Below are 13,859 nucleotides of genomic sequence, written 5' to 3' on the forward strand. Positions count from 1 at the left end.
AATGACCGCGTTCTCCCCCCTCGCCATCGGGCCGCACGTCGTGCAGCCGCCGGTGGTGCTCGCGCCGATGGCCGGCATCACCAACGCCCCGTTCCGCACCCTCTGCCGTGAGTTCTCCGGCGGCAAGGGACTGTTCGTGAGCGAGATGATCACGACGCGGGCGCTGGTGGAGCGCAACGAGAAGACGATGCAGCTCATCCACTTCGACGCCACCGAGAACCCGCGGTCGATCCAGCTGTACGGCGTGGACCCGGTGACCGTCGGCAAGGCGGTGCGAATGATCGTCGACGAGAACCTGGCCGACCACATCGACCTGAACTTCGGCTGCCCGGTGCCCAAGGTCACCCGCAAGGGCGGCGGCTCGGCGCTGCCGTACAAGCGGCCGCTGCTGCGGGCGATCCTGAACGAGGCCGTGGGCAACGCGGGTGACCTGCCGGTCACCATGAAGATGCGCAAGGGCATCGACGACGACCACCTCACGTATCTGGACGCGGGCCGGATCGCGGTCGAGGAGGGCGTCACCGCGATCGCCCTGCACGGCCGGACGACCGCCCAGCACTACGGCGGCACCGCCGACTGGGAGGCCATCGCGCGGCTCAAGGAGCACGTGCCGGAGATCCCGGTGCTCGGCAACGGCGACATCTGGACGGCCGAGGACGCGCTGCGGATGATGCGCGAGACCGGCTGCGACGGCGTGGTCGTGGGCCGCGGCTGCCTGGGCCGGCCGTGGCTCTTCGCGGACCTGGTGGCGGGCTTCGAGGGCACCGACGCCTACACCCGGCCGGGGCTGCGGCAGGTCGCGGACGTGATGGTGCGGCACGCTCGACTTCTTGGCGAGTGGCTGGGTGACGAGGCCCGCGGTGTCATCGACTTCCGCAAGCACGTCGCCTGGTACCTGAAGGGCTTCGCGGTCGGCTCGGAGATGCGCAAGCGCCTGGCGGTCACCTCCTCCCTGGACGAGCTGAGCGCTCAGTTGAGCGAGCTCGACCTGGACCAGCCGTGGCCGGAGGGCGCGGAGGGACCCCGGGGCCGTACGTCCGGAAACAACCGGGTTGTCCTGCCGGACGGCTGGCTGAAGGACCCCTACGACTGCGCGGGCGTGACCGAGGACGCCGAGCTGGACACGTCCGGAGGGTGAGATCCGGGTCTCCCGGGGTGTTCAGGGAAGCGTTTTCGGCGAGTGATCCTCGCCACCCCTGATAGGGGTGGCGCTCAGATGAGCAGGTAACAGGCTTCTCTCCCGCTTGAAGGGTGGCACTGGGTGCCACCCTTTTTGTGTTCAAGACTTGAACGCAATTGCTCCGATCGGCGCTCATTCGAGCGGGTGAACCCGGCTTTCGGTCAAGTGGCCTTCGGGCCCTGAAAGCGGAAGCTACTCATCGGTTACTTTCGATGTGCTGGCGGACGGGTGGTTAAGACCGGATGACCGCTAGGCGTACCTCCCCAGATGCCTTCGATCTGGGTATGTTCCTCGGCGTCAGGGCAGCCAACCGAGTCGTCGAGGAGTCGTGACCCGTGTCGGAAATCAATGATCAGAAGTTCGTCTACGACTTCACCGAGGGCAACAAGGACCTGAAGGACCTGCTCGGTGGCAAGGGCGCCAACCTCGCCGAGATGACCAACCTCGGCCTCCCGGTGCCTCCTGGCTTCACGATCACGACCGAGGCGTGCAAGGTCTACCTCGACTCCGGCTCCGAGCCGGTCGAGCTCCGCGACGAGGTCACCGCGCACCTCGACGCCCTGGAGCAGCGGATGGGCAAGAAGCTCGGCCAGGCCGACAACCCGCTGCTCGTCTCGGTCCGCTCCGGCGCCAAGTTCTCGATGCCCGGCATGATGGACACCGTCCTCAACATCGGCCTCTCCGACGCCTCCGTCGTGGGCCTGGCCGCCCAGGCCGACAACGAGCGCTTCGCCTGGGACTCGTACCGCCGTCTGATCCAGATGTTCGGCAAGACCGTCCTCGGCGTCGACGGCGAGCTCTTCGAGGACGCCCTCGACGAGGCCAAGGCCGCCAAGAAGGTCACCAGCGACACCGACCTCGACGCCGCCGACCTGAAGAAGCTCGTCGAGCAGTTCAAGGCGATCGTCAAGAGCGCCACCGGCCGCGACTTCCCGCAGGACCCGCGCGAGCAGATGGACCTCGCCATCAAGGCGGTCTTCGACTCGTGGAACGGCGACCGCGCCAAGCTCTACCGCCGCCAGGAACGCATCCCGCACGACCTCGGCACCGCCGTCAACGTCTGCTCGATGGTCTTCGGCAACCTCGGCCCGGACTCCGGCACCGGCGTCGCCTTCACCCGCGACCCCGCCTCCGGCCACCAGGGCGTCTACGGCGACTACCTGCAGAACGCGCAGGGCGAGGACGTCGTCGCCGGCATCCGCAACACCGTGCCGCTCGCCGAGCTGGAGTCGATCGACAAGAAGTCGTACGACCAGCTCATGGAGATCATGGAGACCCTTGAGACCCACTACAAGGATCTCTGCGACATCGAGTTCACCATCGAGCGCGGCCAGCTGTGGATGCTGCAGACCCGCGTCGGCAAGCGCACCGCCGGTGCCGCCTTCCGCATCGCCACCCAGCTCGTGGACCAGGGCCTCATCGACGAGGCCGAGGCGCTGCAGCGCGTCAACGGCGCCCAGCTCGCCCAGCTGATGTTCCCGAAGTTCGACGAGAACGCCAAGGTCGAGCAGATCGGACGCGGCATCGCCGCCTCCCCGGGCGCCGCCGTCGGCAAGGCCGTCTTCGACTCGTACACCGCCGTCAAGTGGTCCCGCTCCGGCGAGAAGGTCATCCTGATCCGCCGCGAGACCAACCCGGACGACCTGGACGGCATGATCGCCGCCGAGGGCATCCTCACCTCCCGCGGCGGCAAGACCTCGCACGCCGCCGTCGTCGCCCGCGGCATGGGCAAGACCTGTGTCTGCGGCGCCGAGGAGCTGGAGGTCGACACCAAGCGCCGCCGCATGACCACCGCCTCCGGCGTGGTCATCGAGGAGGGCGACGTCGTCTCCATCGACGGCTCCACCGGCAAGGTGTACGTCGGCGAGGTGCCCGTCGTGCCGTCCCCGGTCGTCGAGTACTTCGAGGGCCGCATGCACGCCGGCGCCGACGACGCCGACGAGCTGGTCCAGGCCGTCCACCGGATCATGGCCTACGCCGACCGCGTCCGCCGCCTGCGGGTCCGTGCCAACGCCGACAACGCCGAGGACGCCGCCCGCGCCCGCCGCTTCGGCGCCCAGGGCATCGGCCTGTGCCGCACCGAGCACATGTTCCTCGGCGAGCGCCGCCAGTACGTCGAGCGGCTCATCCTCGCCGACACCGACGAGGAGCGCGAGGAGTCGCTGAAGGCGCTGCTCCCGCTGCAGAAGCAGGACTTCGTCGAGCTCTTCGAGGCGATGGACGGCCTGCCGGTCACCGTGCGCCTGCTCGACCCGCCGCTGCACGAGTTCCTGCCCGACATCACCGAGCTGTCGGTGCGCGTCGCGCTCGCCGAGGCCCGCAAGGAGCCGCACGAGAACGACCTGCGCCTGCTCCAGGCCGTGCACCGGCTGCACGAGCAGAACCCGATGCTGGGTCTGCGCGGCGTCCGCCTCGGCCTGGTCATCCCCGGCCTGTTCACCATGCAGGTCCGCGCCATCGCCGAGGCCGCCGCCCTGCGCGTCGAGGCCAAGGGCGACCCGCGCGCCGAGATCATGATCCCGCTCGTGGGCACCGTCCAGGAGCTGGAACTGGTCCGCGACGACGCCGAGAAGGTCATCGCCGAGGTCGCCGCCGAGACCGGCGTCGAGCTGAAGCTGGCCCTCGGCACCATGATCGAGCTGCCGCGCGCCGCCGTGACCGCCGGTCAGATCGCCGAGGCCGCCGAGTTCTTCTCCTTCGGCACCAACGACCTCACCCAGACCGTCTGGGGCTTCTCCCGCGACGACGTGGAGGCCAGCTTCTTCACCGCGTACCTGGAGAAGGGCATCTTCGGCGTCAGCCCCTTCGAGACCATCGACAAGGACGGCGTCGGCTCCCTGGTCCGCCAGGCCGCCGAGGCCGGCCGGGCCACCCGCCCCGACATCAAGCTCGGCGTCTGCGGCGAGCACGGCGGCGACCCGGAGTCGGTGCACTTCTTCCACGAGGTGGGTCTCGACTACGTCTCCTGCTCGCCCTTCCGGATCCCGGTGGCGCGCCTGGAGGCCGGCCGCGCGGCGGCCGAGTCGAAGGGCAGCGACAGCCGCTGACCCACCCCGGGCCGCGCCGCTGACCTTCGGTTCAGTAGCAAAGCCCGGCAGAGCCGCCGGAGCCGCCGCTCGTCCCCGACCCTCAGAACCGATGGGCGGCGGCTTCGGTTTCCACAGAGACGGGGCGGACACCTTGTGCGGAGGTGTCCGCCCCGTCGTATTTCGTCCCCGGCGTGTGTTGCGTGATCGTTGGGGAAATGTGAGTTCCTGTTCAAGTGCATGTGCCACCGGCGCATGGGCCGTGCATTGAATTATTCGGCGTTGAACATTTGCAAAGAATGAGATGGGCGCGGCCCCCGGATCCCCACCCGGAAGCCGCGCCCATTACCCTCGTCGGGCGGGTGAGCCGCAACCCTCGCCGACCGCCGCCGGACGCGCCAAAGCCCCCCACGGTCTCCGTCGCGTCACCTCGGTCCTGAAGGTTTCCCGTCCGACGTGCACAGCTTTTCGGTTCCCGGCTGTTCGCCGCGAGGCTTTTCAAGTGTGGCTGAAACACCCTGGTAACGTGCAGTGATGGTGTGCATACTCGTCGGCGGGGGTGGTTGCGAGTGCACAGGTGGGGGTTCCATGCTCCGGATTCATTTCACCGGAAACGACTTGGCGGGCGTCCGGATGGCCGCACAGCCGGACGTTCTGTGGGAAACGATTCTCAGTTTTCACCGTTTAAGGGACCGGCGCGGTTCCGTGGTCTACGGAGGCTGGCGCTCCGAGGCGCGGATCCGGCTCGGCAGTGAGACCCGGCTGCTCGGCGCGCTCGTGCCCAGCCGCGGCTACTTCCCGGACTTCCTCACCCCGCCCCAGGGCATTCTCGGCCTCGACGAGGGCCTCGACGCCATCCGGGCCACCCCGCCCGGCCGGCTGCACGCCGAACTCGGCCTGATCGGCGCCGCCCGCTCCGGACGCCCCGGCGTCCCCGCCGCGCTCCGGGCCCTCGCCGACGGCGGCAGCGAACCGCTCGGCCGGCTCCTCGGGGCGCTGCGCGCCTACCACCGGGCCGCCGTCGAGCCGTACTGGGCGCACGTCCAGGCCCGCGTCGAGGCCGACCGGGCGCGCCGCGGCCGGGCCCTGCTCGACGGCGGCGCCGACGAGCTGCTGGCCTCGCTGCCGCCCGCGCTGCGCTGGCGCAGCCCGGTCCTGGAGGCCGACTACCCGGTCGACCGGGACGTGCACCTGGACGGGCGCGGGCTGCTGCTCCAGCCCTCGTTCTTCTGCCGCGGCACCCCGGTGGTGCTGCGCGACCCCGCGCTGCCGCCGGTGCTCGTCTATCCGCTCACCCACTGCGAGGCGCCGACCGTCCGGACCCCGGACCTGCCCTCGCTGGCCAAGCTCGTCGGGCACACCCGCTCGGCGGTCCTGAGCGCCATCGGCGACGGGGGCACCACAAGCGAACTGGCCCGCCGGGCGGGGGTTTCCCTCGCCTCGGCGAGCCAGCACGCCGGTGTCCTGCGGGAGGCCGGCCTGGTCGCCACGCTGCGGCACGGCAACGCGGTCCTGCACACCCTGACGCCGCTGGGCGCCGCCCTCCTCGGCGGCGCCCAGGGCGCGCAGGCGACGGGCGCCCCGGTCACCCAGGGCGCCCGCGAGGCCCGTGAGGGCCGTGAGTCCCGGTGCTACGCGCGGAACGGGCCGGTGACCTCGTAGGTGATGCCGCCGGAGGAGCTGCCGGTGGTGCCCCGCTGGCTGGAGAAGTAGAGCCGGCTGCCGTCGGGGGAGAAGGCCGGTCCGGTGATCTCGGAACCGGACTGGCCGTTGATCCGCAGGAACGGCGTGACGAGGTCGTCCGGCGTGATGAGGCAGATCTCCATGTTGCCGCCGTCCTCGGCGACGTACAGGTCGCCGGAGGCGGAACCGGTCACGTTGTCCACACCGGTGAGCGGCGCGGCGCCGCCGGGCACCAGCGAGTCGTCGTAGGCCAGCTCGTAGGTGCCGGCCGCCAGGTTGACCTGCCACACCCGGTTGTCGCCCTTGGTGGTGAACCAGACGGTGTCGTCGGCGTAGTAGCAGCCCTCGCCGCCGTTGAAGCGCTTGGCGCCGGAGACCTGGTTGCGGGTGGTGGTCGGCGCGCCGTCCGGGTCCGGCACGTTCTGCCAGCTGAAGGTGCCGGAGGTGCCGGTGCCGGCCTTGAACACCTGCAGGGTGCCGGAGGACAGGTCGCCCCAGGTGGTCGGCAGGAAGCGGTAGAAGCAGCCGTCGGTCTCGTCCTCGGTGAGGTAGATCGCCCGGCGCACCGGGTCGGCCGCGGCCGCCTCGTGCTTGAACCGGCCGAGCGCGGGCCGCTGCACGGCCGCCTTCACGCCGTACGGGTCGGTCTCGTACACGTAGCCGAGGCTGACCTCCTCGCAGGACAGCCAGGTGTTCCACGGGGTCCGGCCGCCCGCGCAGTTCTGCCGGGTGTTGGACAGGATCCGGTAGGCGCCGGTGACGGCACCCGAGGAGTTGAACCGCACCGCGCTCGCGCCGCCGCCGGGGTTGATCTCCGAGTTCGACACGTAGATCCAGCCCGTGCCGTCGGCGAAGCAGGCGCCGCCGTCGGGGGCGTTGTGCCAGGTGTACGAGGTGCCCGGGACGGTCTGGCCCGACCGGGCGATCACCCGGCTGGTGAACCCGGCCGGCAGCTGGATGCCGTTCGCGTCCGCCGCACCGAGCGCCCCGTAGGGGCCCGCCCCGGGCTGCGCGGGCGCGGCGTGCGCCGCCCCGCTCCAGAGGCTGCCGCCGAAGGCGGCCGCCGAGGTGCCGATGACCGCTCCACGCAGGAAACCGCGTCGCTCCACGTCTCACTCCTGATCAGGGTGGGATCGGCCCCGCCACACCGGTCGGCGGCGGGGTCGCGCGGTCCTGGAATCTAGGCGTCCGTAGTTGACCGGGCGTCAACGGGCGGTGACGGGCAGGCGGCGGGCGGGGGGCGGCGGGGGCGGCCCGCCGGACCGGCGTCGGGCGGTGTCGGCGCGGGTCGGTAGGTTCCGGTCATGGACTTCGTCGCACACCTGACCGGCACGTACGACTTCCCCGGCGGCTTGGCCCTGGTCAACCCCTACGCCTTCGAGAACCGCGCCGGCGGTTCCGCACGCGCCCTGCTCACCCGGGACGGGGAGCTCGCCGTGTACGAGCTGACCGACCTGCTCGCCGGCGAGCAGGCCCCCGCCGCGCGCTTCCCGCTGCCCTGGCCGGGCTGGCGGCACGGCGTCCACTCGGTGAGCCCCGACCGCTCCTTCGCCGTCCTCTCCGGCCAGCGGTCCGTCCGGGCCGTCGACGCCGACGGCACCACCCGCTGGACGTACCGGCACGGCTGCTGGGACCAGCGGGTCGGCCACCCGCACACCGGCGACGAACACCAGGTCTGCCCGGGCATCGAGTCCGGGTCCTGCCGGGTCTCCGACGACGGGGCGCTGGTGTGGGCGCACGTCGTGACCCCGGGGGAGTACGAGGAGGTCTGGGTCGTGCTCGACGCGCGCGACGGGCGCGAGCTGGCCCGGCTCCCGCTGGACAGCGTGGCCTCCGGTTCCGGCCACCTCTCCCACCCCGACGGGGTCCACATGGGCCTGTCCGTCGGCATGGGCCAGGACGGCGTCCTCGTGTACTGGGGGCGCTGGGACGGCACCGGGCTCACCGTGCACCAGGAGCTCAACGACGGCCTCGACCGCATCCTGATCGACGTCCACCCCGGGCACCCCGGCTTCCTCACCGTCGAGCACTACGGCAACGACCTCCAGCTGCACGCCCTCGACGGGACGGTGCTCGCCGAGGCCGACGCGCCCCCGGCCCCCGACGAGGAGCACCCCCAGTGGGACTGGTCCTGCGGCTTCCTCGACGCGGACGCGGTCCTCGCGACCACCGGTGTCGAGTACGCCGACGAGCCCGAGGAGTGCGGCACCTGGCTGCTCGACGGGCGCACCCTGGAGATCCGCGGGCGGATCGCGTACCCGGACGGCGCCGCCACCGGCGAGGTCCGGCCGCTCGGCGACGGGAGCTGGCTCACCTACGACGGGGAGACGGGCAGCGTCCGCCGCTGGACGCTCTGAGAAGGGGGCCGGGGACCTTCGGCACTGGCCCCGGACCGGGCCGGTCGGCGACCCTCGTCCCATGGCCGTCCCCCGTGACATCCGCGACCGCGCCGACCTCGACGCCCTGCTCCGCCGCTTCTACGTGGCGGCCTTCGCCGACCCGCTGATCGGGCCGTACTTCACCGAGATCGCCGGCACCGACCTCGACGCCCACCTGCCGGACATCGGCGACTTCTGGGAGCGGGCCCTGTTCCGCGGCGCGGAGTACCGGCGGGACGCCTACGCGCCGCACGCCGCCCTGCACGCGGCGCGCCCGCTGACCGCCGCACACTTCGGGCGGTGGGTGCAGTTGTGGCGGGCCACGGTCGACGGGCGGCACGCGGGGCCGGTCGCCGAGCGGGCCAAGGCGCAGGGGGAGCGGATCGCGGTCGCCCTGCTGCGGCGGCTCGGCGGGCCGGACGCGTCCACGGACGCGCCCGAGGGCGTCGGCGGCAGCGGCGGCTTCGTCCCGCTGGCCGCGCTCGCGCTGCGGTCCGTCGCCCCGGCGCACACGATGTCCGGAAAAAGCGTCGGCGGGACCGATGAGTTCCGCCGGGCCCGCCCGTCTGAACTCTCGTAAGCGCCGACACGGCACCGACGGACGAGAGAACGGACGGACACCATGGCCCCGCAGATGATCTTCGTGAACCTGCCCGTGAAGGACCTGGACGCCAGCAAGGCCTTCTACGAGAGCCTCGGCTACACGATCAACCCGCAGTTCACCGACGAGACCGCCGCCTGTGTGGTCATCAGCGACACGATCTTCGCGATGCTCCTCACCGAGGAGAAGTTCCTCGGCTTCGCCGCCCCCGGCAAGACGGTCTCCGACGCCACCAAGACCACCGAGGTGATGCTCGCGCTGAGCGCCGAGAGCCGCGAGAAGGTCGACGAGCTGGCCGACCGCGCGCTGGCGGCCGGCGGCGGCACGGTCCTCGACCCCATGGACATGGGCTTCATGTACGGGCGGTCCTTCACCGACCTCGACGGCCACCACTGGGAGGTCATGTGGATGGACCCCGCGGCGGTCGAGGGCGACGCGCCGCAGGGCTGAGCCTCCGCGCCGGTGACGGGAGGGGGCGGGCTACGAGGCCGTCGTGCGGACCGGGTAGACCGCCACCGTCACCGCGTCGTCGTCCAGGCACCGGCCCGTCTCCAGGTCGAAGCGCTGCTTCAGCAGCGGCGAGGCCACGAACGGGCGGCCGCCCGCCGAGCCGACCAGGCCGCGGGAGAGCACCTGGGCGCCGGTGAACGGGTCGCGGTTGTCGATCGCGTACGTCCGGCCCGCCCGGTCCCGGAAGACCGCGGCCTGCCGGCCGTCCGGCAGCAGCGCCGCCACGCCCCGGCCGGGCGTCAGCCGGGCCTCCTCGCAGACCGGCATCCAGGTCTCGGCGTCGGGGGAGAGTTCGAGCGTCGTCATCAGGAGGTGGCTCCTTCCAGGGTCTTCGGGGTGCCGATCGTGAGGACGGTCAGGTCCGGCTTGATCTGGTCGCGCTCCGGGACGAACCGCACCGTCGGGTCCGGCGCCTCGGGCGCGTTGACGAAGGACACGAAGCGGCGCAGCCGGTCCGGGTCGTCGAGGGTCTGGGCCCACTCGTCCCGGTAGCCGGCGACGTGCGCGGCCATCAGCGCCTCCAGCTCCGCGCACAGGCCGAGCGAGTCGTGCACGACCACGTCCTTCAGGTGGTCGAGGCCGCCCTCCAGACGCTCCAGCCAGGTCGAGGTGCGCTCCAGACGGTCGGCGGTGCGGATGTAGAACATCAGGAACCGGTCGATCAGCCGCACCAGTTCGGCGTCCGACAGGTCCTGGGCGAGCAGGTCGGCGTGGCGCGGGGTGGCGCCGCCGTTGCCGCCCACGTAGAGGTTCCAGCCGCTCGCGGTGGCGATGATCCCGAAGTCCTTCGACTGCGCCTCGGCGCACTCGCGGGCGCAGCCGGAGACCGCCGACTTCAGCTTGTGCGGGGCGCGCAGGCCGCGGTAGCGCAGCTCCAGCCGGATCGCCATCCGCACCGAGTCCTGCACGCCGTAGCGGCACCAGGTCTGGCCCACGCAGGACTTCACCGTGCGCAGCGCCTTGCCGTAGGCGTGGCCGGACTCGAAGCCGGCGTCGACGAGCCGGGTCCAGATGGCGGGGAGCTGGTCGACGCGGGCGCCGAAGAGGTCGATCCGCTGGCCGCCGGTGATCTTCGTGTAGAGGCCGAAGTCGCGGGCCACCTCGCCGATCACGATCAGCTTCTCGGGGGTGATCTCGCCGCCGGGGATCCGCGGCACCACCGAATAGGAGCCGTTGCGCTGCATGTTGGCGAGGAAGTGGTCGTTGGTGTCCTGGAGGGCGGCCTGCTCGCCGTCCAGGATGTAGCCGTCCGCGCCGATCACCGGGGCCAGCGAGGCCAGGATGGAGCCGACCGTCGGCTTGCAGATCTCGCAGCCCTCGCCGCCCTTCGCCTCCTCGCGCCCGTGCGAGTCGAGCAGCGCGGCGAAGGAGGTCACGCGCAGGGTGCGGGCGATCTCGTAGAGCTCGCTGCGGGTGTACGAGAAACAGCCGCAGAGCCCTTTGTCGGCGGCGGCCGGCAGCAGCTTCTCGATCACCTTCACGCAACTGCCGCAGCCGGTACCGGCCTTGGTGCACTTCTTCACCTCGGGCAGCGTGGCGCACTGGGTGATCGCGTGCTTGGTGACGTTGTGGCAGGAGCAGATGACGGCGTCGTCCGGGAGCGACGAGGGGCCGAGCGCGACCGGCGCGCCGACCCCGGCCGGCAGCACCAGCTGCTCGGGGGAGACCGGCGGCTTGCTGCCGGTGAGCGGGCGCAGCATGCCGTACGCCTCGGCGTCGCCGACCAGGACGCCGCCGAGCAGCACGCCCTCTCCGTCCACGACGAGCTTCTTGTAGATCCCGGAACGGGAGTCGGAGTAGACGACGTCGAGACAGCCCTCGGTGGTGCCGTGGGCGTCGCCGAAGGAGGCCACGTCCACGCCGAGCAGCTTCAGCTTGGTCGACATGTCGGCACCGGTGAAGCCGTCGACGGTCTCCTCGGCGATGGTGGCCGCCGCCGTCTGCGCCATCTCGTAGCCGGGCGCCACCAGTCCGTAGACCCGCCCGTCGGAGGCGAGCGCGCACTCGCCGATCGCGAAGACCGCCGGGTCGGAGGTGCGGCACAGCTCGTCCACGGCGATGCCGCCTCGCTCGCCGACGTCCAGACCGCAGTCGCGGGCCAACTGGTCGCGGGGGCGGACGCCGGCCGAGAAGACCACCATCTCGGTGGCGAGCGTCGATCCGTCGGACAGCAGCATGCCCGTCACGGCGCCGTCCTCGGTCACGACCTCCTGGGTGCCGGTCCCGGTGTGGACGGTCAGGCCCATCTGCTCGATGGTGCGCAGCAGGGCCGCGCCGCCGCCCTCGTCGACCTGCACCGGCATCAGGCGCGGCGCGAACTCCACGACGTGCGTCTCCAGACCGAGGCCCTTCAGCGCGCCGGCCGCCTCCAGACCGAGCAGGCCGCCGCCGACCACCGCGCCGGTGGTGCGGCCCTTGGCGTACTCCTCGATCGCGAGCAGGTCCTCGATCGTGCGGTAGACGAAGCAGCCGCGGGCGTCCTTGCCGGGGACCGGCGGCACGAAGGGGTACGAGCCGGTGGCGAGCACCAGGGTGTCGTACGCGAAGACCCGCCCGGAGCCGGTGGTGACCGTGCGGGCCGCCCGGTCCACGGCGGTGACGGGCTCGTCGGTGTGCAGCTCGATGCCGTGCTCGGCGAGGAAGCCGTCCGGGACGAGGGACAGCTCGTCGGGGGTGCGGCCGGAGAAGTACGAGGTCAGCTGGACGCGGTCGTAGGCGGGCCGGGGCTCCTCGCAGAGCACCACGACCCGGGCCCGCGCGGTGACGCCCCGCTCGGCGAGCGCCTCCAGGAACCGCTGGCCGACCATGCCGTGGCCGACCAGGACGATGGTGGGGGTGGTCGGGTTCGTCATGAGGAGCCTCCGTCGTGGGTGAGCAGGTGCAGCAGGGGAGCGTCGGGCAGGGCCTCGTCGCCCTCCCATGCCCGGGCGAGCGTCCCGACGGCCCCGAGGTCGCCGAGCAGAACACCCCCCACGAGCCGGTCGCCGCGCACGACGACCTTCCGGTAGGCCCCGCGCGTGGCGTCGGCCAGCCGGACGACGTCGTCGCCGGGCAGCGGGGTGGCCTCGCCGAACGCGGCGAGGTCGAGCGGCCGGGCCCCACCGAGCGTGAGCCGTGTGAGCGCGCGGGTCCCGGTGTAACGGGGCAGCGGCCGGGCGCCTCCGGCGGGGTCGGCCGGTGCCTGCGGCGCCGTGCCCGACTCCGGGGCCGGGGCCGGGGCCTGCGGCGCGGGGCGCCCGGCGTGCGCGGACTGCGGGCCGTGCCCGCCGGGCCCGTCCGGGGCCGTCCCGGACGGGCTCCCTTCGGGGCCTCCGGGCGAAGTGGCCGGCGTCTGCGGCGCGGCGGGGGGTGTCGTCAGCCCTGTCGTGCCAGCTCCGCCGGCCGGCGCCTGCCCGCCCGGGCCCCCTCCGGGGGCCCCGCCCCCCGGAGCGGAGGATCCGGCCCGGGGGGCCTGCTCCGCGCCGGGCTCGGCGGCCGGAGCCGACACGACCGGGCCCCCGGTGGCCCCGGCCGGCGACTCCGCGAGGAGCAGGTCCGCCAGGACGTCCGCCTGTTCCAGGGCCGGGCCCGCGAGGCCGTAGACGCGGCCCGCGTGTTCGGCGCAGTCGCCGATCGCGTGGACGTGGGGGTCGGAGGTCCGCAGCTGGTCGTCGACGACGACGCCGGTGCGGACGTCGAGGCCGGCCGCGCGGGCCAGGGCCACGCGGGGACGCACCCCGCAGGCCAGGACCACGATGCCGGCGTCGAGGACGAAGCCGTCGGCGAGTTCGACCGCGGTGACCGCGCCGTCCCGCTGCCGCAGGCCGCTGACCCGGCACTCGGTGTGGACCTCGACGCCCAGGTCGGTGAGGTGGGCGCGGAGCAGGGCGGAGGCCTCGGCGTCGAGCTGGCGTTCCATCAGGCGCTCGCCCTGCTGGGTGAGCACCACCTCCGCGCCGGCCGCCGCGAGCGCCCGGGCCGCCGAGACGCCGAGCAGGCCGCCGCCGACGACGACCGCCCGCACCCCGGGCCGGACGGCCCCGCGCAGGGCGAGGCAGTCGTCGAGGGTGCGGAAGGGGTGGACGCCGGACGGCAGCTCCGCCCCGCGCAGTCCGCGCAGCGGTGGCAGCACCGGCGCCGCGCCGGTCGCCAGGACCAGCCGGTCGTAGGGGACGAGCGAGCCGTCCGCGCACTCCACGGTGCGGGCCGCGCGGTCGATTCGCACCGCCCGCGCGCCGAGCCGGGCCGGCTCCCGCGCGGCGGGCAGCGCGATGACCTCGGGGCCGTACCGCCCGGCGAGGACGTCCGCGAGCAGCAGCCGGTTGTACGGCGCGTGCGGCTCCTCGCCGAGAAGGGTGACCGGCAGGCGCTGGGCGAGCCGGGCGCCCGCCGTTCCGCCCCCGACCACCACGATCCGTGTACTCATACCCGGAAGGGTGCGCGGCGGGTGTTACCCGGCGGGTTCCCGCCTGTTTCCCGTACGGAACGCTGATCTCACCGCC

At 72.6% G+C, this 13,859-nt stretch carries 10 protein-coding genes; 6 read left to right on the top strand and 4 right to left on the bottom strand.

From position 1 onward, the window contains the following. Position 1 precedes the first annotated feature (1 nt). The 3 genes from dusB (at position 2) to ACIGW2_RS29345 (ending at position 5,868) form a co-directional block, all read left to right on the top strand. Positions 2-1,138, top strand: a complete 1,137-nt coding sequence (gene dusB / locus ACIGW2_RS29335) for a tRNA dihydrouridine synthase DusB (protein WP_399846993.1) — start codon at positions 2-4, stop codon at positions 1,136-1,138. Positions 1,139-1,515: 377 nt separating this feature from the next. Continuing rightward, positions 1,516-4,227: a pyruvate, phosphate dikinase gene (ppdK, locus tag ACIGW2_RS29340; protein WP_391653702.1), complete on the top strand. Its 2,712-nt coding sequence runs from the start codon at positions 1,516-1,518 to the stop codon at positions 4,225-4,227. 567 nt (positions 4,228-4,794) lie between these two features. After that, a complete protein-coding gene (locus ACIGW2_RS29345; RefSeq protein ID WP_356062943.1) occupies positions 4,795-5,868 on the top strand; it encodes a helix-turn-helix domain-containing protein in 1,074 nt (357 codons plus the stop codon). Here the strand turns inward: ACIGW2_RS29345 and ACIGW2_RS29350 are convergent. Next, a complete protein-coding gene (locus ACIGW2_RS29350) occupies positions 5,838-6,998 on the bottom strand; it encodes an alkaline phosphatase PhoX (protein ID WP_391653701.1) in 1,161 nt (386 codons plus the stop codon). The genes ACIGW2_RS29345 and ACIGW2_RS29350 overlap by 31 nt on opposite strands. A gap of 195 nt (positions 6,999-7,193) precedes the next feature. On the opposite strand from ACIGW2_RS29350, the gene ACIGW2_RS29355 reads away from it, so the two are divergent. The 3 genes from ACIGW2_RS29355 to ACIGW2_RS29365 all read left to right on the top strand — a co-directional run bounded on the left by ACIGW2_RS29355 (position 7,194) and on the right by ACIGW2_RS29365 (position 9,318). Continuing rightward, positions 7,194-8,246: a hypothetical protein gene (locus tag ACIGW2_RS29355; RefSeq protein WP_399846996.1), complete on the top strand. Its 1,053-nt coding sequence runs from the start codon at positions 7,194-7,196 to the stop codon at positions 8,244-8,246. Between the two features lie 61 nt (positions 8,247-8,307). Then, on the top strand, positions 8,308-8,847 hold the full coding sequence (locus ACIGW2_RS29360; RefSeq protein ID WP_399846998.1) for a group III truncated hemoglobin: 540 nt from the start codon (positions 8,308-8,310) through the stop codon (positions 8,845-8,847). A 42-nt stretch (positions 8,848-8,889) separates the two neighbouring features. Further along, positions 8,890-9,318 carry a VOC family protein gene (locus ACIGW2_RS29365; protein ID WP_391653698.1) on the top strand — a complete coding sequence of 143 codons (429 nt, stop codon included), beginning with the start codon at positions 8,890-8,892 and terminating at the stop codon, positions 9,316-9,318. A 30-nt stretch (positions 9,319-9,348) separates the two neighbouring features. Here ACIGW2_RS29365 and nirD read toward each other — a convergent pair whose 3' ends face one another. From nirD to ACIGW2_RS29380, 3 genes are read right to left on the bottom strand one after another with little or no spacing between them, the layout of a single operon-like run. Next, entirely contained in the window at positions 9,349-9,684 is a 336-nt protein-coding gene (gene nirD, locus ACIGW2_RS29370) for a nitrite reductase small subunit NirD (protein WP_391653697.1), read from the bottom strand. Beyond that, complete coding sequence (gene nirB, locus ACIGW2_RS29375) at positions 9,684-12,230, bottom strand: nitrite reductase large subunit NirB (RefSeq protein WP_399846999.1); 2,547 nt, start codon at positions 12,228-12,230, stop codon at positions 9,684-9,686. Before nirB ends, nirD begins: the two co-directional genes overlap by 1 nt. Beyond that, positions 12,227-13,783 carry an FAD-dependent oxidoreductase gene (locus tag ACIGW2_RS29380; RefSeq protein ID WP_399847000.1) on the bottom strand — a complete coding sequence of 519 codons (1,557 nt, stop codon included), beginning with the start codon at positions 13,781-13,783 and terminating at the stop codon, positions 12,227-12,229. The genes nirB and ACIGW2_RS29380 overlap by 4 nt, the downstream gene beginning before the upstream one ends. Positions 13,784-13,859: the final 76 nt, after the last annotated feature.

Origin of the sequence: Streptomyces sp. NPDC053541, from assembly GCF_044544705.1 — a bacterium.
In the GTDB taxonomy this organism is placed as follows: domain Bacteria; phylum Actinomycetota; class Actinomycetes; order Streptomycetales; family Streptomycetaceae; genus Streptomyces.

Coding starts and splice junctions, on each gene's coding strand:
- ACIGW2_RS29355 (WP_399846996.1), top strand. CDS start 7,194: ATGGACTTCGTCGCACACCTGACCGGCACGTACGACTTCCCCGGCGGC.
- ACIGW2_RS29365 (WP_391653698.1), top strand. CDS start 8,890: ATGGCCCCGCAGATGATCTTCGTGAACCTGCCCGTGAAGGACCTGGAC.
- dusB (WP_399846993.1), top strand. CDS start 2: ATGACCGCGTTCTCCCCCCTCGCCATCGGGCCGCACGTCGTGCAGCCG.
- ACIGW2_RS29360 (WP_399846998.1), top strand. CDS start 8,308: ATGGCCGTCCCCCGTGACATCCGCGACCGCGCCGACCTCGACGCCCTG.
- nirD (WP_391653697.1), bottom strand. CDS start 9,684: ATGACGACGCTCGAACTCTCCCCCGACGCCGAGACCTGGATGCCGGTC.
- ACIGW2_RS29380 (WP_399847000.1), bottom strand. CDS start 13,783: ATGAGTACACGGATCGTGGTGGTCGGGGGCGGAACGGCGGGCGCCCGG.
- ACIGW2_RS29345 (WP_356062943.1), top strand. CDS start 4,795: ATGCTCCGGATTCATTTCACCGGAAACGACTTGGCGGGCGTCCGGATG.
- nirB (WP_399846999.1), bottom strand. CDS start 12,230: ATGACGAACCCGACCACCCCCACCATCGTCCTGGTCGGCCACGGCATG.